Source organism: Terrabacter sp. NPDC080008 (assembly GCF_040702505.1).
Classification (GTDB): domain Bacteria; phylum Actinomycetota; class Actinomycetes; order Actinomycetales; family Dermatophilaceae; genus Terrabacter.
The window spans coordinates 743917-762925 of the sequence record NZ_JBFBLC010000001.1; the positions used below are offsets into that span (position 1 = coordinate 743917).

At 72.6% G+C, this 19009-nt stretch carries 18 protein-coding genes and 1 pseudogene; 11 read left to right on the top strand and 8 right to left on the bottom strand.

Annotated elements, in window-relative coordinates; translation table 11 throughout:
* Positions 1–81: 81 nt before the first annotated feature.
* The 5 genes and pseudogenes from AB0316_RS03480 to AB0316_RS03500 form a co-directional block, all read right to left on the bottom strand.
* Positions 82–783, bottom strand: a complete 702-nt coding sequence (locus AB0316_RS03480) for a murein transglycosylase (protein WP_366270497.1) — start codon at positions 781–783, stop codon at positions 82–84.
* 300 nt (positions 784–1083) lie between these two features.
* Entirely contained in the window at positions 1084–1428 is a 345-nt protein-coding gene (locus AB0316_RS03485) for a hypothetical protein (protein ID WP_366271310.1), read from the bottom strand.
* 1 nt (position 1429) lies between these two features.
* Positions 1430–1756 (bottom strand): annotated as a pseudogene (locus AB0316_RS03490) (hemerythrin domain-containing protein); the annotation flags it as partial.
* A gap of 114 nt (positions 1757–1870) precedes the next feature.
* On the bottom strand, positions 1871–2101 hold the full coding sequence (locus AB0316_RS03495; protein ID WP_366270499.1) for a phosphotransferase: 231 nt from the start codon (positions 2099–2101) through the stop codon (positions 1871–1873).
* A 364-nt stretch (positions 2102–2465) separates the two neighbouring features.
* The gene (locus tag AB0316_RS03500; RefSeq protein ID WP_366270501.1) at positions 2466–3434 is read right to left on the bottom strand and encodes a DUF1731 domain-containing protein; all 969 of its coding nucleotides are present in this window, start codon (positions 3432–3434) and stop codon (positions 2466–2468) included.
* Positions 3435–3528: 94 nt separating this feature from the next.
* Between AB0316_RS03500 and AB0316_RS03505 the strand changes: the two genes are divergently transcribed.
* The gene (locus tag AB0316_RS03505; RefSeq protein WP_366270503.1) at positions 3529–3966 is read left to right on the top strand and encodes a hypothetical protein; all 438 of its coding nucleotides are present in this window, start codon (positions 3529–3531) and stop codon (positions 3964–3966) included.
* Between the two features lie 36 nt (positions 3967–4002).
* On the opposite strand, the gene AB0316_RS03510 is transcribed toward AB0316_RS03505, so the two are convergent.
* Complete coding sequence (locus tag AB0316_RS03510; protein ID WP_366270505.1) at positions 4003–5034, bottom strand: GNAT family N-acetyltransferase; 1032 nt, start codon at positions 5032–5034, stop codon at positions 4003–4005.
* 236 nt (positions 5035–5270) lie between these two features.
* On the opposite strand from AB0316_RS03510, the gene AB0316_RS03515 reads away from it, so the two are divergent.
* The 4 genes from AB0316_RS03515 to AB0316_RS03530 are packed head-to-tail and all read left to right on the top strand — an operon-like array spanning position 5271 to position 8686.
* Positions 5271–5822 (top strand): hypothetical protein, encoded by a 552-nt coding sequence (locus tag AB0316_RS03515; RefSeq protein ID WP_366270507.1) that lies wholly within the window; start codon positions 5271–5273, stop codon positions 5820–5822.
* A gap of 2 nt (positions 5823–5824) precedes the next feature.
* Positions 5825–6367 carry a 2'-5' RNA ligase family protein gene (locus tag AB0316_RS03520; RefSeq protein WP_366270509.1) on the top strand — a complete coding sequence of 181 codons (543 nt, stop codon included), beginning with the start codon at positions 5825–5827 and terminating at the stop codon, positions 6365–6367.
* Complete coding sequence (locus AB0316_RS03525; RefSeq protein WP_366270511.1) at positions 6364–7398, top strand: LLM class flavin-dependent oxidoreductase; 1035 nt, start codon at positions 6364–6366, stop codon at positions 7396–7398. The genes AB0316_RS03520 and AB0316_RS03525 overlap by 4 nt, the downstream gene beginning before the upstream one ends.
* 1 nt (position 7399) lies before the next feature.
* The gene (locus tag AB0316_RS03530) at positions 7400–8686 is read left to right on the top strand and encodes a glycosyltransferase (protein WP_366270513.1); all 1287 of its coding nucleotides are present in this window, start codon (positions 7400–7402) and stop codon (positions 8684–8686) included.
* Here AB0316_RS03530 and AB0316_RS03535 read toward each other — a convergent pair.
* The gene (locus AB0316_RS03535; protein ID WP_366270515.1) at positions 8683–10704 is read right to left on the bottom strand and encodes an NADPH-dependent 2,4-dienoyl-CoA reductase; all 2022 of its coding nucleotides are present in this window, start codon (positions 10702–10704) and stop codon (positions 8683–8685) included. The two genes, AB0316_RS03530 and AB0316_RS03535, sit on opposite strands and share 4 nt — an antisense overlap.
* Positions 10705–10780: 76 nt before the next feature.
* Here AB0316_RS03535 and AB0316_RS03540 point away from each other — a divergent pair, with 76 nt between their 5' ends.
* The 4 genes from AB0316_RS03540 to AB0316_RS03555 are packed head-to-tail and all read left to right on the top strand — an operon-like array spanning position 10781 to position 14344.
* The gene (locus tag AB0316_RS03540; protein ID WP_366270517.1) at positions 10781–12226 is read left to right on the top strand and encodes an NAD(P)/FAD-dependent oxidoreductase; all 1446 of its coding nucleotides are present in this window, start codon (positions 10781–10783) and stop codon (positions 12224–12226) included.
* Positions 12227–12230: 4 nt separating this feature from the next.
* Complete coding sequence (locus tag AB0316_RS03545; RefSeq protein WP_366270519.1) at positions 12231–13103, top strand: hypothetical protein; 873 nt, start codon at positions 12231–12233, stop codon at positions 13101–13103.
* 51 nt (positions 13104–13154) lie between these two features.
* Positions 13155–13448, top strand: coding sequence for a DUF3072 domain-containing protein (locus AB0316_RS03550; RefSeq protein ID WP_366270521.1), 294 nt, complete (start codon positions 13155–13157; stop codon positions 13446–13448).
* Between the two features lie 32 nt (positions 13449–13480).
* Positions 13481–14344: an ROK family protein gene (locus AB0316_RS03555; protein ID WP_366270522.1), complete on the top strand. Its 864-nt coding sequence runs from the start codon at positions 13481–13483 to the stop codon at positions 14342–14344.
* 8 nt (positions 14345–14352) lie between these two features.
* On the opposite strand, the gene AB0316_RS03560 is transcribed toward AB0316_RS03555, so the two are convergent.
* Positions 14353–15684 (bottom strand): DUF4921 family protein, encoded by a 1332-nt coding sequence (locus tag AB0316_RS03560; protein ID WP_366270523.1) that lies wholly within the window; start codon positions 15682–15684, stop codon positions 14353–14355.
* A gap of 52 nt (positions 15685–15736) precedes the next feature.
* Here AB0316_RS03560 and AB0316_RS03565 point away from each other — a divergent pair, with 52 nt between their 5' ends.
* Positions 15737–18025, top strand: coding sequence for a glycoside hydrolase family 3 N-terminal domain-containing protein (locus tag AB0316_RS03565; protein ID WP_366270524.1), 2289 nt, complete (start codon positions 15737–15739; stop codon positions 18023–18025).
* A gap of 9 nt (positions 18026–18034) precedes the next feature.
* Positions 18035–19006 (top strand): NADPH:quinone oxidoreductase family protein, encoded by a 972-nt coding sequence (locus tag AB0316_RS03570; RefSeq protein ID WP_366270525.1) that lies wholly within the window; start codon positions 18035–18037, stop codon positions 19004–19006.
* The last annotated feature ends 3 nt before the right edge of the window (positions 19007–19009 follow it).

The window sequence follows — 19009 nt, forward strand, 5'->3', positions numbered from 1 at the left end:
ACTGGCCGACAAAGTTTTCAGGCTGGTGCGGCTACTCGCTGTAGACGACCCGGTAGGCGCGGCCGAGGTCGGCCTGCCCCATCAGCCCCTCGAGGCCGAACGGGCGTATGACTCCGCGAGGTCGAGCACCCGGCGGACGTACGTGTCAGAGGCGTTGTAGCCCAGCACGGCCTGCGTCCAGTCAGCGCCGTTGCGGAGGTCGCGTCCGCTCGAGCACAGGTGCCGTGCCGCACCCCATGCCGCATCGTCGATGTCGGACGGGTCTGCGACGCCGTCCGCGTCCGCGTCGGCGCCGAATAGTCGCCATGAGTCGGGAAGGAACTGCATCGGACCGGCGGCGTGCTCCCACGTGTCGTCACCGTGTACGCGTCGTCCGTCCGGGCTGGACGGGATCGCAGCCACCCCGCCTTCGCCGTCGAGCGCTGGGCCGACGATCGGGCGGGAGGTCCGCCCGTCCTTCAGCAGTCGAGTACCGGCGATCGTCCCGTGGGCGGACTCCACCTCACCGATGGCCGCCAGCGTCGCCCAGCCCACGTGGCACCGGGAGTGCTCTGAGGCTTCGAGGAGCGATGCCCTGCCGTAGGCACGCAGGGCCACGAGAGGGATCCCGGTGCGCTTGGCGGTGCGCGTTAACCACCCCGGGTCGGCCTCGACCACCAGCCCTTTGGCGGCCGCACCGTGATCCGCACCCTTCGACGGTGCCTCGGCTTTCCTGACGGCGGGCGCGGTCAGGGCGCTGGTGTCGACGATGGTGACCAGAGACCTCGACGCCGGCGCCTCCACGACACGGCCGCCACGGTGGCCAGCGAGCCAGGCTGTGAAGAGAAGCGCGAGGGGGAGGACCAGAACGGCTGCTTGACCCGAGCGGGAGCGAGGACGCTGTTGCGAACGTCTGGGCACCGTCAGCCGAACCGGCCGATGAGGTCGTCGCCGGTGCGCTGGTCCGGCACCGCCCGCTTGGTGCTCACGGCCGGACAGGACCGAACGTTCAACGAGGTGCTTCGCATACCGCCATCTTGGTGGACCAGTCGTCCTCGCTGCGCCGGGGTGGTCGGTGGTGCGGGAATCGCAGATGGCGCCGGGTCAGGACATCGCGCTGTGGATCGCGTCGCGGGTGCGGTCAACCAGGGAGGCGATGGGTCCGACCGCGTACTGGCCCGCTGTCGATCCTGCGGTCGAGGGGTGCGGGTGAGTCGGTGCGATCGACTCGGCGGCACGAAGATGGCTGCCCATCGTCCGGCGCTTGTCCTCATCGCATTCGGCGAGCACTGTCGGGAACTCCTCGGACTCCTCCGCGTGCGCGTGCTCGTCGACCGCCTTCTGGAAGTCGGCAAGCATCTGGTCGAAGTCCGGTGAGTCGACGTCCAGCTTCTCGAGGTTCTTGAGCACCTCGTTGGCCTTGGCCTCCTCCTGATTTCGCGCGTCCACGACGACCGGCGGTCTTGGCCGTCACCGGTCGCAGCACCATCTCCTCGGCCGTCTCGTGCACGGCGAGGAGTGCCCGTAGCTCGTCGAAGGCGTGCCGCTTGTGCTCGCCCTCGGCACTGGTCACATCGGCGAAGAGCTCGCGGATCCGGCCGTGCTGCTCCAGCAGCAACCGGACGACGTCTCCTTCCGGCAGCTCAGCAGCTTGTGCTCGATCCTTTGCGGCCTCACTCATGGCTGCTCCTCCTTGTCGGCAGTGGTTGATCGGTTCCCGGAGCCCGTACCCCCATCGGCGGGCCCGACACGGGTTGTGGAAACGCGACTGCCACATCCGAACGGCCACCCGAACCGCTGCGGACGGTGGCGCGGTGCCCGGACGAGTAGGGGTGGAGATCAGGAGCCTTGTTCAGCGAGCAGAACCTCGACCCAGGCCGCCATCCGCGTTTCAAGGCGGTCTGGAGTCAAGTCGGGCAGCCCGATGCCCAAGTAGTTCGGCGCCCACGTCCCGACCACGTCCACCGCTTGTGCCGCCGCCGGGAGATCCCACTCGTGCACCCGACCAGTCGACCACACCGACAACGGTGCCATGCCTCCAAAGAGTGTTGCCCGTCCAGAAGTCGTAATGGGAGAGGACCCGATCGGACAGGTCCAGCCGCGGGAAGGGGTCACAGGCCAAGCGGGCGACCTGACGAGTAGGGCTCCATCGCCGTGGTCGTCAGCAGCGGCCAGTAGGCGCGGTGCGAGCCCATCGAGTGCGGCAAGTCGCCCGTTCACAACCATCTCGTGTCGGCCCGCTGTGTCCCCAGGCGGGAAGCGGCGCAGGACGACGTCGCCGACGCCGTCGCCCGCCACCATGGTGCGGGCGTGTTCGCCGCCGGTCAGACAGCGCCGGAAGACGAGTGATGGGCGGTCCAGTAGGTGCGCAGCACGCTCGACGTCCCGGGCGCACTCGCTTCCAACCATGGGCGACATCTTCGCGTGTGAACCAACCCGCCATCCCGCACACCGCAAGGGGCGTGCGGTGGGGCCGGCTGGGTCGGCTAACCGACGGTGTCGGCAAGGGCGGGAGCGAGCTGGGGCCAGCGGAACTCGAATCCGGCAGAGGTGAGCCGTTCCGGCAAGACCCACCGACTCTTCAGCACCAGTTCGGATTCGTTGCGGAGGGCCCACATCGCAGGCTCCAACAGCCACCGCGGCGCGGGGAGGCCGAAGGGCATGCCTACCGCACGGCGCAACTCGGCCATCAAGGTGCGGTTGTCACTCGGGTTCGGCGATGTGAGGTTCACGGGGCCCTCGAGGTCCTCGCGCTGGTCGAGGAAGCGGATGGCGCCCAGGACGTCCTCGATGTGGATCCACGAGAACTTCTGGCGTCCGTGCGAGTGGTGGATCGGCACAGGGCCGCCAGTGGGCTCCTCACCGATGCCGCGGTAGCGACGGTGCTGGAACCACCACCCGTCGTACTGCGCCCCGCCAGCACCCAGCCGCGCCACCCGGGCGAGCATGTCGGAGGCCGGTCCGCCGAGGACGATGGCCATGCGCAGTGCCACGCGTCGGGTGCCGGGCAGGTCGCCGGCGAACAGTTCACGCTCCCAGCTGCGCGCCACGTCGACCGAGAACCCGGTGCCCAGCTCGCCGCCGGACTCGGTCTGGGGGCGATCGAGGGCGTAGCGGTAGATCGTCGCGGTGCTGGCATTGAGCCACAGCCGCGGCAGTCGTGCAGCGGTGGCAACCGCCTCGTGCAGCAGTCGCGTCGTGGCCACCCGCGAGCGCAGAATCTCGTCCCGATTCCTGTCGGTGTAGCGGCAACCCACGCTCATGCCCGCGAGATTCACCACGAGGTCTGAGCCGTCGACGAGGCGGGCGAGTGATCTGGGGTCGTTCCACCGACCCTCGGGACCAGTGCGTCCAACGCGTGCGACGTCGTACCCGCGAGCGGCGAGATCGTCGACGAGACGGTGCCCGATGAACCCGTTCCAGCCAGCTACGACCGCCCGCGCACCCCCGCTCACCGCGCCACGCTATCGGTGACCCAGGATCGTGCTGCTCGCAACACGCGTCCCGCGAGCCGGAAGACCTGGCCGCGGCGACGTGCGACACTCGCTCATGGTTGTCAGCCAGGACCAGGCCGACGTTCGGCCCGGCAAGCCACGGCGGCTCCGTCGGCTGTTCATCGCCACAGCCGGGAGCTTGGTGCTTGTCTCGGCGTTGGCCGCCTACGTGCTCGGGGTGTTCCACCGGAACGTCAGCCCTTACCAAGCCCTGGATGCGTACACGTCTGCCGTGGCGACGGGCGATCGGGATGCCTTGGAGGCGGCCGTCGTCGACGGTCCGCGACGCGGCACCCTCATCGACCGCCATGCGGGTAGGCCCATGACCCCGACGGGCGTTTCGATGGAGCAGATGCCCTCTGCGGTTTGGTGGAGCGTCGAGATCCGTTACGAGCTTCCTGGGGAGCCGTCTAACTCCGAGCACGTGCTCATCCATCCGCGTGATGACTCACCGGACCGGTTCATCGACTACGTCGTCGAACCAGCGCCCTGACATCCGTCGGAGCCTCTCCGAGACCAGAGACCAGCCTCAGGCCTGCACCTCGAGGTTCTGGTGCCAGGACTGCGTGCGGTAGTCGGTGACCCACCCCATCGCCGAGTAGAGGCCGTCGGCACCGGTCGGTGAGTCGGCGTCCACCTCGAGCCCGACGCGGTTGCGTCCCTGGCCGGCGGCCTCGGCGATGACACGGTTCAGCAGCGCCTTGGCCACGCCCCGACCGCGGGCCCGGCGGTGCACGCCGATGTAGTCAATGTAGCTGCCCTCGACGCCGTCGACGTCGGGCGGCAGCACCGTGGAGACGACCGCGCCGGCGGGCAGCTCGCCGTCGTCGGTCTGCACCGTGGCGAGCCACCAGTGGTCCCAGCGGTGGCCGGGGTCCTCCCGCAGGCGCATGACGAACTCCGGGAAGCTCTCGCGGTAGCTGCTGAAGTGGTCCTGGAACGACTCCTCGAGCACCCTGTGCACGGCCTGGAGGTCGGCAGCCACGGGCAGCCCGTCGTCGTGCTGCTCGACGGGGCGCACCGTGACGCCCTCGCGCGGGCCTGGCAGGCTCGTGGCCTCCTCGGGCGTGACCCGCCGGGTCATCTGCAGCCAGGTGCGCGTGCACTCGTACCCGGCAGCCGTGAGCCAGGCCTGCTGGCGCTGGTCGTCGGCGTAGGCGCCCGAGTCGAGCAGCGTCGAGCGCAATCCACGCATCGCGGCGATGTCGAGGGCGTACCGGCGCCCCGATGCGAACAGCGCAGTCGCCAGTGCCGTCGCATCCGCGTCGGGGAGCGTCGGCGCGACCGTCACCTCGAGGACGGTCCGCCCGGCCGCACGGTCGTGCACCGACAACCAGGCGACGAGTGCACCCGCGGGGTCGTGCACGAGGGCCTGCCGACGCGTCCACGACCCGACCCCGGCGAGCTGGCCGAGCACGGCGTCGGGGTCGACGCCCGAGGACCCCTTGGCGGCGCGCTGGTGCTCGGCGAGCAGCGCGGTCACCGCCGGTGTGTCGTTGGCGTCAGGGGCTCGCGCGATCCACGGGCGGGGCAGGTCGAGGGGCACCGGCAGCTCACGCATGCGCCCACTCTCCCATCCCAGCAGGCGCCGTACCGGCGGCGTCGGCGCACTGTCGGGACCGCGTGCGGGGTGCGGACCCGCAGCGTCACGATCCGCCCTCGCTCGACGGCGGATCGACCGGACGACGACCCCGGACCCTCGATGGCTACGTGCTGCGGCGGATCTCGTCGGAGCGGGCGGCTGCGCTCGGGGAAACGACGGAGTGGCGGGTGGGAGGGCGGCATACGGTGTCTCCCGTGAACGGACTGGTCATCGTCGAGGGGCTGCCCGGGTCGGGCAAGAGCACGACGGCCCACGGCATCGCTGCGTGGCTCGCCAGCCAGCAGGTGGACGTCGAGCACTGGCCGGAGGGCCGGGTCGACCACCCGGTGGACTTCGAGCAGGTGGCCGCCCTCGACCCCGGACCGCTGGAGAAGCTGGCCGCGGAGCTGGCGCTCGTCTCGGCCGACTCGGCGCGCGCCCTGCTGGGCGGGGCTGAGCAGCTCGGCGACCGGCTCGTGGTGCGCCAGCCGGTCCACGCCGCCCTGCCTGCCGACGTGGTCGACCAGCTGCGGGCCTATGACGCGTACGACGGCGACGTGACTGCCGAGGTGCACGCGCAGGTCCTGAAGGAGAGCTGGCGCCGCTTCGGGAGCAACCCTCCGGGAGCCACGGGCGCGCCGGTGCAGGTGTGGGAGTGCGTGCTCCTGCAGCACCCGGTGTGCGCGCTCGTCGCACGCGCCGACCTGCCCGTCGAGGCCCTCACTGCCCACGTGGTCGGGCTCGTCGACGCCGTCCGGGCCGTCTGACCGTGGCGCTGCACTCGGTCGAGGGCCTGCTCGACGCCGCCACCGACGCCGAGGTGCGGCGCGAGTGGGCCGTGCTCGCCGAGGTGCAGCTGCCGAGCCAGGCCGGCCATAAGGGGCCGACGAACGCCCCGCACGTGACGCTGTCAGCCGCCGGCCACGTGCCCGACGAGGCGGAGGACCGGCTCCACGGCGCGCTCCCAGGGATGCTGCCCGTCCCGGTGCGGCTCGGGCCGCTCGTCGTCATGGGCTCCCGACGCCACGTGCTCGCCCGGCTCGTCGTCCCGAGCGCCGCCCTGCTCGCGCTGCACCGGGCGGTGGCCGAGGCGATGACAGGAGCCTCTGACGTCTCGGAGCTGGTACGCGTCGACCGGTGGACCCCGCACGTCACCCTCGCGCACGGCCTCACCGCCGAGCAGGTCGGGCAGGCGCTCGCCGTCCTCGGGCCGCTGCGCGGCCTGGACGGCGCGATCGAGACGGTCCGACGCTGGGACCCCGGCGCTCGACGCACGTGGCCCGTCGGCGGCATACCTACGATGGGCCCATGAGCCTCGAACTCGGCCTCGACACCTTCGGCGACATCGCCGACGGCCCCGACGGCGCCCCGCTCCACCCCGCCACGGTGATCCGGGAGGTGCTCGCCGAGGGCGAGCTCGCCGACCGGCTCGGTCTCGACTTCTTCGGCATCGGCGAGCACCACCGCGACGACTACGCCGTCAGCGCCCCCGACGTCGTGCTGGCCGCGCTCGCCGGTCGCACCGAGCACATCCGGCTCGGCACGTCCGTCACCGTCCTGTCGAGCGACGACCCCATCCGCGTCTTCCAGCGCTTCTCGACCCTCGCCGCCGTCAGCCACGGACGCGCCGAGATCACCGTCGGGCGAGGCTCGTTCATCGAGTCGTTCCCGCTCTTCGGCCTCGACCTCGCCGACTACGAGACGCTCTTCGAGGAGAAGCTCGACCTGCTCGCGGCCGTCGTCGCGGAGCAGCCGTTCCGCTGGGAGGGCTCGATCCGCCCGCCGGTGCAGGTCGAGAAGGTCATGCCGTCGACGGAGTCCGGCCGGCTGCCCGTCTGGGTGGGCGTCGGCGGCACCCCGCAGTCGGTGGTGCGCGCGGCGCACTACGGCTTCCCCGTCGTCATCGCCATCATCGGCGGCTCCGCTCGTCAGTTCGCGCCGCTGGCCGACCTCTACCGCCGGGCGCTGTCCGAGATGGGCAAGCCCGAGCTGCCGGTCGGCGTGCACTCGCCGGGCTACGTCGCCGCGACCGACGAGCAGGCCCGTGAGGAGTTCATGCCGCACTTCCTGCCGTACATGAACAAGCTCGGCCGCGAGCGACGCTGGGCGCCGATGGGGAAGGAGCAGGCGCTGCAGCAGCTCGGCCCCGGCGGCGCCGTCTACTGCGGCTCGCCCGACACCGTCGCGGCCAAGATCGTCGACACCGTGCAGGTGCTCGGCCTCTCCCGCTTCCAGCTGAAGTACTCCTTCGGCACCCTCCCGCACGACCAGCGGATGGAATGCATCCGCCTCTACGCCGAGGAGGTCGTCCCGCGCGTCCGCGCGAAGCTCGACGAGGGCTGACGTGCGAATCCTGCTGCTGGGCATGGGTTCCCGCGGTGACGTGCAGCCGCTCGTCGCGCTCGGGCAACGCCTCCGGCGGCTTGGGTATGCCGTGTCGCTCGCCGCGCCTGCCGACCTCGCTCACGTCGTGGCGGGCAGCGGCGTCGACTTCGAGGCGCTGTCGTTCGACCTCGAAGGGCCCTTGCGCGAGGGGGAGGGCCGCGAGGCGCTGCGAGGGTCGGCGTGGACGCAGGTGCAGGAGGCGCGGCTCATGCGACAGGTCATGGCCACGACCGCGGGGGCCCTTGCGAGCGACGTCTCGGTCCTGGTCGAGGAGGCGGACGTCGTGGTGTCGGGCGCCCTGACCTTCGACCTCGTCGACGCGCTGCTCACGGACGGACGCGGGCGGCCCACCAAGCCGCACCTCTACGCCGTGTTCGCCCCCGTCTGGCCGAGCGCCCACGGCGACTCCGTCGCGCTGGCGCTCCAGCCGCGGGCCACCTCCCCGGTGAACCTCGCGTGGAGCAGCCTCGCCGGTCGGGTGGCCTTCGACCTCTTCCGGCCCGCCGGCGACCTGGTGCGGTTGCGAAAAGGCCTGCCACGACGGCACTTCCGCGGCTACGCCGGCGCCGCCGAGCGGACGCCGACGCTGTTGGCGGCCAGCCCGTGCGTCGTCCCACCGGCACCCGACTGGCCGCCGGCGCTGCGCCAGACCGGCTACTGGGTCCGCGACGAGGTCGCCGAGGGGCCGCTGGACCCAGACCTCCAGGCGTTCCTCGCGGACGGCCCACCGCCCGTCCACGTCGGCTTCGGCTCGATGCCGACGCCGGACCCCCGCGGGGTCGTGCGCGACGTCGCGACAGTGCTCCGGCGACTGGGCGCGCGCGGCGTCGTCAGCGAGGGTCTCGCCGGGCTGTCGGTGGACCTGCTGCCGGCCTCCGAGCGCGCCCACCTCCTCGGGATCCGGCACGCGCCGCACGACCGGCTCTTCCCGCGCTGCTCCGTGGTCGTCCACCACGGCGGGTCCGGCACGACCGCTGCGGCCGTGCGGGCCGGGGTGCCACAGGTCGTCGTCCCGCATGCCGCCGACCAGCCCTACTGGGGCCGGCGGATGGCCGACCTCGGCGTCGCCGCCGCGCCGATCGCCCGCAAGGACCTGACGGCCACCCGGCTCGAGCAGGCGCTCGAGGTGGCGCTGTCCCCGGGAGCCCGCGAGGCGGCATACGCCCTCCGTGAGCGGGTCCGAGCCGAGGACGGCGCCGGCGACGCCGCCCGGCTGGTGGACGACTACCTGCGGGCGACGACCTAGATCGTCGCGGCGAGCTCGGTGGCCTGGCGGATGGCGCGCTTGGCGTCGAGCTCGGCGGCGACGTCCGCGCCGCCGACCACGTGGACCTTCACGCCCCGGGCTGCGAGCTCGGGGCCCAGCGTGTTGACCGACTCCTGCCCGGTGCAGACGACGATGGTGTCGACATCGAGCACCTGCGCGTCTGTCCGGTCCTCGCCGTGCGTGATGTGCAGGCCGGCGTCGTCGATGCGCTCGTAGTTGACCCCGACGTGGTGGTGGACCCCCTTGGCCTTCAGAGCCGCCCGGTGCACCCAGCCGGTCGTCTTGCCCAGGCCCCTGCCGATCGGTGTGCTCTTGCGCTGGAGAAGGTGCACCTCCCGCGGCGACGGCGACGGCTGCGGCTCGACGAGGCCGCCCCGCGATGCGTCTGGGGCGCCGACGCCCCACTCGGCCATCCACTGCTCGACCGTCAGCGGCGACTCGACGTGAGTGAGCAGCTCCGAGACGTCGACCCCGATCCCGCCCGCGCCCATCACGGCCACGCGCGCGCCGAGGGGCGCCTCACCGCGGATCGCGGCGGCATACGTCATCACCTTGGGGTGGTCGATGCCCGGCACATCGGGGACACGCGGCTCGACCCCGGTGGCGACGACGACCTCGTCGAAGTCGGTCAAGTCGTCGAGCGCGGCCCGGCGGCCGAGGTGCACCTTGACGCCGGTCAGCTCGAGCCGCCGACGGTAGTAGCGGATGGTCTCGGCGAACTCCTCCTTGCCGGGGATGCGCATGGCGAGCGCGAACTGGCCGCCGAGGTCGTCGCCGGCCTCGAAGAGCTCGACGCGGTGGCCACGCTCGGCCAGCGAGGTGGCCGCAGCCAGGCCCGTGGGGCCCCCGCCGACGACGGCGACGTGCTTGGAGCGGCGGGTCGGGGCGAGAACGAGCGTCGTCTCGCGGACGGCCCGCGGGTTGACGAGGCAGGTCGCCGTCTTCCTGGCGAAGGTGTGGTCGAGGCAGGCCTGGTTGCACGCGATGCAGGTGTTGATCTCGTCGGCGCGGTCGCCGGCCGCCTTGGCCACCCAGTCCGGGTCGGCGAGGAAGGGGCGCGCCATCGACACGAGGTCGGCGCTGCCGTCGGCGATGACCCGCTCGGCGAGGTCGGGCATGGAGATGCGGTTGGACGTGATGACCGGGATCCCGACCTCGGGACGTAGCTTCGCGGTCACGCGCGTGAAGGCGCCACGTGGCACCGACGTGACGATCGTGGGCACTCGTGCCTCGTGCCAGCCGACGCCGGTGTTGAGGATCGTCGCGCCGGCGGCCTCGACCTCGTGCGCCAGCGCCACGACCTCCTCCCACGACTGCCCCTCCGGCACGAGGTCCAGCATCGACAGGCGGTAGACGACGACGAAGTCAGGGCCGGCCGTCTCGCGCACGGCACGGACCACCTCGACGGCGAGGCGACGGCGGTTCTCGGGCGAGCCGCCCCACTCGTCGGTGCGCTGGTTGGTGCGCGGCGCGAGGAACTGGTTGATGAGGTAGCCCTCGGAGCCCATGATCTCGACGCCGTCGTAGCCCGCCTCCCGAGCGAGGCGGGCGCAGCGTGCGTAAGCGGCGATGGTCCTCCGGATGCCGCGCTCGCCGAGCGCGCGGGGGGCGAAGGGGGAGATCGGAGACTTGAGGGCCGACGCCGACACGGCGAGTGGGTGGTAGGCGTAGCGGCCGGCGTGCAGGATCTGCAGCGCGATCGTCCCGCCCTCGCGGTGGACGGCGTTCGTGATGACGCGGTGCCGGCGCGCCTGACGCTCGGTGACGAGGACCGAGCCGCCCGGATAGAGGGCGCCGGCGAGGTCGGGCGCGAAGCCGCCGGTGACGATGAGCCCCACACCCCCGCGGGCGCGCTCGGCGTAGTAGGTGGCGAGCCGGTCGAAGTCGTGGGCCCGGTCCTCGAGACCGGTGTGCATCGAGCCCATGACGACGCGGTTGCGCAGCGTCGTGAAGCCGAGGTCGAGCGGTGCGAGCAGGGAGGGGTATGCCGTCGTCACCCGGCCGAGGGTAGCCGCTGGTTACCGCTCGGTAGCCGCCCGCGCGGCGAGGGTCACAGTGGGTGAGAATGGCGAGGTGAGTGATCTCGAGCACCTGGACGTCCTCGTCGTCGGAGCCGGCCTGTCCGGCGTCGGCGCCGGGTACCGCCTGTCGACGATGAGCCCGACCCGCAGCTGGGCGATCCTCGAGGCGCGCGACTCGATCGGCGGCACGTGGGACCTCTTCCGCTATCCCGGGGTGCGGTCCGACTCCGACATGATGACGCTCGGCTTCCCCTTCGAGCCGTGGACCGACCCCGATGCCATCGCCGACGGGCCGAAGATCCTCGACTACCTCCGGGCGACGGCGGACAAGTACGGCATCACCGAGCGGATCCGCTTCGGCCACAAGGTGGTCGCGGCCGACTGGTCGAGCGACGACGCGCGCTGGACGGTGACGGTCGAGCGCGAGGGTGTACGCGAGCAGCTGACCTGCTCGTTCCTCTACCTGTGCAGCGGCTACTACGACTACGAGCGGCCGCACGACCCGCAGCTGCCCGGCATCGCCGAGTTCGAGGGCCAGGTCGTCCACCCCCAGTTCTGGCCCGAGGACCTCGACGTCGCCGGCAAGAAGGTCGTCGTCATCGGCTCGGGCGCAACGGCCGTCACGCTCGTGCCGGCGCTCGCCGACCGCGGCGCCGACGTGACGATGCTCCAGCGCACCCCGACGTGGATCGCCTCGCTGCCGCGCCAGGACCGCGCGCGGGACGTGCTGCAGAAAGTGCTGCCGGGCGGCGTCGCCGGCACGGCGGCCCGCTACAAGAACGTGCTCGGCCAGATGGGCTCCTACCAGTTGAGCCGCCGCCGGCCCGCGGTGATGCGGTCGCTGCTCGCCAAGGGCGCCGCGAGGTCCCTCGGCTCGACGGACCTCGTCGCCGACCACTTCACGCCCACCTACGACCCGTGGGACCAGCGCCTGTGCATCGTGCCCGACGGCGACCTCTTCGCGGCCGTACGCTCTGGCCGGGCCCACGTCGTCACCGACACGATCGAGACGTTCGGGCCACACGGCATACGGCTGCACTCGGGTCGCGAGCTCGACGCGGACGTCGTGGTGACCGCGACGGGCCTGCGCATCAAGCTCGCCGGCGGCATCGCGTTGAGTGTCGACGGGGAGGCCCGACCGACCGGTGACCTCACCGTCTACCGCGGGCTGATGTTCGCGGACGTGCCCAACCTCGCCGTGTGCGTGGGCTACGTCAACGCGTCGTGGACGCTGCGCGCCGACCTCGCGAGCCGCTACGTGTGCCGGCTGCTGAACCACATGGAGCAGCACGCCTGGCGCGTGGCGACGCCTCGTGCGCCCGGCGGGATGGAGGGCCGGCCGCTGCTCCCGCTCTCCTCCGGCTATGTGCAGCGGGCAGCCGCCGAGCTGCCACAGCAGGGTGACGGCGCGCCGTGGCTGATGCGGCAGAACTACCTGCTCGACCGGCGCGACATGCTGCGTGGCGACGTGACCGAGGCCATGTCGTTCGCCCGCTGAGCCGATGCGAGTGCTGCCGGTCGTCGGGGCCGCCCGCGGGGGCGGCGTCATGGCGCGGGCCGGCGCGCGAGCCAAGGCGCGAGCCGTCTGCCGCGCCGGGCTGGTGGCGCTGGTGGTGGCCGGAGCCACCGCCGGGTGCACCGGCGCCGTCGCACGGACCTCGCCACCCACCTCGGCGCAGCCGCCCGCCACGGTCGCTGACACGCGAGCAGGCACCCCCGGGCCGCAGATGACACCCGTGGACGCGGCGAAGTGCTCGACGACGACGGTGCGCGGCCCCGGCTCCGGACCGCTGCAGGTGGACGGCCGCTGGCGGCCGGACCCCGACGCGCTCCCCGACGAGACCGTCACGGTGACGCGAGGACCCGACGCCGACACCTGCCCGGGCGAGCTTCCACCGCAGCCCTTCTGCTCGCAGGCGATCCCCTGGACGGGCCTGTCCGTCGACGCACTCGTCCACGCCTCGGGCATGGAGCGGTGGGTCAGCTCCTCGGTCCCCGGGCCCGATGGGCGCCGTCCCGGCGCGCCGCCCGATCCGAGGCGGGTGCCGCGGACCCTGACCTACACCGTGATGACGCCGCCGCCCGGAGGTCGGCTGGCGATCGGCCCGGCCCTCGTCGCGGGCGCGGCCGCCTGTGCGGACACCACCGAGAGCCGGGCCGGCAGCGGGACCCGGCTGCGCGGCACCGTCGTCGACCGCTGGGCACCCGCCACCGACGGCGCGCCCAGGGCGGCCGGCTTCCTCGCCGTCGTCGGTCCCGACGGGGTGGGTTGGGCCCTGCTCGGCGGCCCCCCGTGGTCCGGGCGTGACGTCGACTCGGCACAGGCTGCCCTCGAGACCGCCCTGGCTCGGTCACGCGGCCGCTCCCAGCCCTGAGGCGGATGTGAGGCGTGTGCGCTGCGTCCGCCGAGTGGGTACGAGCCAGCTATGAGCGACTCGAACACACCTTCGAACCAGCAGGCCCCGAACACCGGTGACGACGTCATCGGCGGCACCGCCGGCGACAGCACCATCAAGGACCCCGAGGACTGGGTCACCGGCGACGAGGCGATGACCGGCGCCCAGCGCAGCTACCTCGAGACGCTGGCCCGCGAGGCCGGCGAGACGCTCCCGGCCGACCTGACCAAGGCGCAGGCATCCGAGCACATCGACCGGCTCCAGGCCCAGACCGGCCGCGGCGTCAGCGAAGGACGCACGGAGGGCCACGGCAGCGAGGTCTGACGGCCGGCGACTGCCGTGGCAGGCTGCCGCCCATGCACCTCGGCGCGGACATCGGCGGCACCAAGCTCCTGCTGCGGGCGGTCGCCGCGGACGGCGCCGTCCTCTCGCAGAGGAGGGTCAGCACGGGTGCGGACTGCCCCAGCGCCCACCTCGACGACGCCATCGACGAGCTCGTGGACTCGGTGGGGCAGCCGGCGAGCCTGGGCGTCGCCTGTCCGGGACTGATCGGCAGCGACGGGACCGTCGTCCTCTGCGACGTCCTTCCGCAGCTCGTGGGGTGGCGTCCGCGGGCGCTCCGCCGCATCACGTCGGCGGTGGTCGTCAACGACATCCGTGCGGCTCTGCTGACCGTCGCGGCGCGACAACCGCGCGGGGATGTCGCGGTCGTCGTCTCGGGCACGGGCATCGCCGCAGGGTTCACGCACTCCGGACGGGTCCACGCCGGCGCCGACGGGTGGGCAGGCGAGCTGGGGAGCGTCCCCGTGCCGGATGGTGACGAGGTGACGACCCTGGACGCGCTCGCATCCGGTGCGTCGATCGTCGCGCAGCTCGGTGTCCCCGCCGCCGAGGTGGCCGAGCGGCTGTCCGTGGCCGACCCCGTGGCAGCGGCCGTCGTGGGCCGCGCCGGGCGGGCGTTCGGTCGGGGCCTCGCCACCCTCGTCAACCTCGTCAACCCCCGCGCCGTCGTCCTCGCGGGCGGCACGCTGGCCTATCCGGGCTACGTCGACGCGGCGCTCGAGGAGGCGGCCCGTCACACGCTCGCCCCTCACTGGGAGGCGTGCACCGTGACGGTCGACGAGGACCCGGGCACCCTCGTGGTCCGGGGCGCCGTCGAGGCCGGCCGGTCGGCGGCAGGCGGGACGGGGCCACAGAGCCGGCAGCGGGCAGGGGGCTGACTCCCCGCTCAGCGTGGCCCGACCTCGATGCGGTCGGACACCCGGCCGCCGGCCACGAGTTCGTGCAACCGGGTCACGGTCCGGTCGCGCACGGTCCACGGGTCGATGGTGTTGACGTAGATCTTCGTGCCGCCCTCGAAGCCGGCGGGCGTCGAGACCCGCCACTTCAGCAGGGCGCGCAGCGGGATCGGCAGGTCGAGCGACGGCGGTCCGTGGTGCCACTCCTCGTTCGTCGGCACCTCGGTGCCCGTCGCCGCGTGGCAGGCGTGCAGCAGGTCGGAGAAGTCCCGCAGCTCGTCGTCGGAGAGCTCCCACGGCAGGGCCGTCGTGTTGGAGGTGTGCACGGCGAGAGTCGGGTACTGGTGCCCCACCCCGGCGAAGGCGACCGCCGTCGGCGTCCGCGCCACCACGAGGCCTCTGGCCTCGGCGAACTCGCCACCCCAGCGGGTGAACAGCTCCGGCTCCTGCCGCAGCCGTGCCGCCTCGCGCTCGACGTCGGTGCCGAGCTCGTCGATGGCGACCAGCTGCTTGTGCAGGTGCTCGAAGGAGGCCCCCGCGGGCCGCAGCCAGTTCTGGAACGCCGACACGTAGCGCGCGTGCGGGTTGCCGCGGTAGAGGTCACGCACCGCGTTGACCGTGAACCGCGTGTACTCGCAGTGCTCCTCGGGTGTGAGCGTGCCCGACCCGGCGTTCTGCGAGTCGTCCGTCGCGCCGTCGACGAAGTGCCGCCGCGCGACGACGACCTGGTGGTTGCCGGCGAAGAGGGCCACCGACTCACGCTCGAGGTCGTCCTCGTCGAACGGCTCGGCGTGGGCGCCGACCATGCCTCTGGCGCGCATCCGGGTGCGCGCGAGCGCAGTCACGTGCTCGCGGCCAAGGGGCGTGGACAGGTACGCCGTCCGGTGCGCCTGCGACTCCGGCGTCGGGTCGAAGCCGTGCGCGAGGTGCCAGTAGTCGTAGCTGAGGATCTCGAAGAGGTTGGGGAAGAGGCGGAACTCCGGCGTCGTGTCGTCCAGCTGCTCGGCGAGCAGGCCACGCAGCTCCCTCCACCTCGGGCGCTGCTTCGCGTCCTCGGTGGCACTGTCGGCGGCACCGTCCGCGGCGACACCGCTCGGGCACTCCCGGACGACGCGGGCGATCTCGGGGGTCGTCTCGAGCATCCGTCCCCAGCAGAAGGGGCAGTAGCGGTCGTGGTCCGCGGGGTCGAGGGGGAGCGGGCTGGGCCGGGTCACGGCGAGGGGGCGTGCTGCCCGACCGGGGAGGGTCCACACCTTGGTGCCGCTGATCGGGTTGACCTGCTTGACGGTGCCGTCGGGAAGTCGCACGAGGGGGTCGAGCACGCCCTCAGCCTAGGTCGCCGGCGCGTGCGGCGAGGTGGGCTAGCGTCGGGACGTGCCCGACGACGCCACCGACGCCCTGCCCTTCCGCGACACCTCGCTCCCCGTCGAGCAGCGCCTCGACGACCTGCTCGGGCGGATGACGCTGCAGGAGAAGGTCGGCCAGATGCTCCAGCTCGACGCGCGTGGCGACCTTCCCGACATCGTCCACGGCAAGCTGGCCGGCTCGATCCTGCACACCTCGCCGGAGCGGATGCACGAGGCGATCGCCCTGGCGCAGCAGACCCGCCTGCGCATCCCGCTGCTGACCGCCGACGACTGCATCCACGGCCACTCCTTCTGGCCGGGGGCGACGATCTTCCCCACCCAGCTGGCCATGGCCTGCTCGTGGGACCCCGAGCTCGTCGAGCGGGCCGCCCGCGTCACCGCCGTCGAGGTCGCCGCGACCGGCGTGCACTGGACGTTCTCGCCGGTTCTCTGCATCACCCGCGACCTGCGCTGGGGCCGGGTCGGCGAGACCTTCGGCGAGGACCCCCAGCTCATCGGCGAGCTCGGCGCCGCGATGGTCCGTGGCTACCAGGGCGACGGCCTGACCGACCCGACGGCGATCCTCGCCTGCGCCAAGCACTTCGCCGGCTACTCGGAGACGCAGGGCGGCCGCGACGCGAGCGAGGCCGACCTGTCCCGCCGCAAGCTGACCTCGTGGTTCCTGCCGCCGTTCGAGCGGGCGGTCCAGGAGGGCTGTCGCACCTTCATGCTCGGCTACCAGGCCATCGACGGAATCCCGGTGACCGCGAACGGCTGGCTGCTCGACGAGGTGCTCAAGGGCGAGTGGGGCTTCACCGGGACGCTGGTCACCGACTGGGACAACGTCGGCCGCATGGTCTGGGAGCAGAAGGTCTGCGCCGACGACGTCGAGGCCGCGACCGTCGCCGTCCGCGCCGGCAACGACCTCGTCATGACGACACCCGCCTTCTTCGAGGCCGCGCAGGAGGCCGTCGCCCGCGGCCTGCTCGACGAGGGCCAGATCGACGAGGCGGCCCGCGGGGTGCTGCGCCTCAAGCTCGAGCTCGGCCTCTTCGAGAACCCCCGCCCGCCGGACCTCGAGCGCCAGCGCCTCGTCATCGGCTCCGCCGAGCATGCCGCCGTGAACCTCGAGGTGACCCGGCGCTCCCTGGTCCTGCTGACCAACGACGGCTCCCTGCCGTATGCCGTGGGCGACGTCCCGCGCACGGTGGCCGTCCTCGGCCCCAACGCCGACGACCCCCAGGCCAACCTCGGTGACTGGGCCGGCGCGTCCGGCCAGGTCGACTGGATGCCGGACGGTCACCCGCGCGAGACCGTCGAGGCGGTGCTCGACGGCTTCCGCGCCGTCGTCCCCGACACGTGGACCGTCACCCACGCCCGGGGCGCGGAGATCGAGACCCTCGTGCCCGACCCGGAAGGGCCGCTCCTCCCCGACGGCCAGCCCCGCCCGCCCGTCTCCGCGGCCGCACCGGTCGACCCCGAGCAGCTCGCCGAGGCCGTCGCCGCCGCCCGCGCCGCCGACCTCGCCGTCGTCGTCCTCGGCGACACTGTGGCCCTCACCGGCGAGGGCTGCTCGACAGCCACCCTCGACCTCCAGGGCGGCCAGGTCGCCCTGCTCGACGCCGTCGTTGACGCGCTGGAGGGCACCGACATCCCGGTCGTCCTCGTGCTGCTCCACTCCAAGCCCAACGTCCTGCCGCCGAGCGCCCTGCGCGCTGCCGCGATCATCGAGGCCTTCAGCCCCGGCATGCGCGGCGGTCGCGCCGTCGCCGAGCTCGTCCTCGGCCACATCGAGCCGGCCGGACGGCTGCCGATCTCGGTGCCGCGGCACGTCGGCCAGCAGCCGACCTACTACAACCAGGTCCGCGGCCAGCACGGCCACCGCTACGCCGACCTCACCCAGGAGCCGCAGTTCGTCTTCGGCGACGGCCTGACCTACACGACCGTCGAGTGGTCCGACCTCACGTTGGAGGCCACCGAGCTGACCGCCGGTGACGTCGTGCGCGCGGAGGTGACGCTGACCAACACAGGCGAGCGGACGGCATACGAGGTCGTGCAGGCGTACGTCACCGACCTCGTCACGAGCGTCACGTGGGCGGCCAAGGAGCTCAAGGCTTTCCGCCGGGTGACCGTGCCGGCGGGGGAGTCGGTCACGACGATCGTCGAGGTGCCCGCATCGGCCTGCTCGATCGTCGACGCCGCCGGGCGCCGCGTCGTCGAGCCCGGCGAGTTCGAGCTCGCCGTGGGACGCAGCTCACGCGACTCGGACCTGCTCCGTGCGCGCTTCACCATCACCCCGGGACCCGCCGCGAACTAGGGTCGGAGCATGAGAGCAGCCCGCATCACGAGCCTTGAGGGACCCTCCGCCGTCACCGTCGAGGACGTCCCGGAGCCGACGCTCGAGGCCGGTGACGTCCTCGTCGACGTGCACGAGGCCGGCGTCAGCTTCCCCGACGTGCTCATGACGCGCGGGCTCTACCAGATGCGCCCGAACCTGCCGTTCGTGCCGGGTGCCGAGTGCGCGGGCGTGGTGCGGGAGGCCGGCGAGGACACGGGCTTCCGCCCGGGAGACCGCGTGGCCGCCTTCCCGGTGCTCGGGGCCTTCGCCGAGACGGTCGCGGTGCCGGCGGCGATGGTCTTCCCGCTGCCCGACGACGTGCCGTTCGAGCTCGGCGCGGCCCTGCCGATGAACTACCTGACCGTCCACTTCGCCCTGACCCGTCGTGGGCAGCTCGAGCGCGGCGAGGACGTCCTCGTGCACGGAGCCGCCGGCGGCATCGGCACCGCTGCCATCCAGCTGGCCCGCGCCATGGACGCCCGCGTCATCGCCGTCGTCTCCTCCGAGGACAAGATCGAGACCGCCCGGGCCGCCGGCGCGCACCACATCCTGCTCGCCGACGGCTTCCTCGAGGGCGTCAAGGAGCTGACGCAGGGCCGCGGCGTCGACCTGGTCGTCGACCCGGTCGGCGGCGACCGCTTCACCGACAGCCTGCGCTCCCTGGCGCCCGAAGGCCGCCTGCTCGTCATCGGCTTCACCGCGGGCCAGATCCCCGAGGTCAAGGTCAACCGGCTGCTCCTCAACAACCTCAGCGTCATCGGGGTCGGCTGGGGCGCCTTCTGGACGCCCGACCCGACCTACCTGCGCACCCAGTGGGAGGCGATCCTGCCGCTGGTCACCTCCGGCCAGCTGGCGCCGCCGATCAGCACGCGCCACCCGCTCGACGACGTCGTCGGCGCGCTCGCGGAGATCGACGAGCGCCGCGCCCACGGCAAGGTCACGCTCACCGTCCGCGGCTAGGTT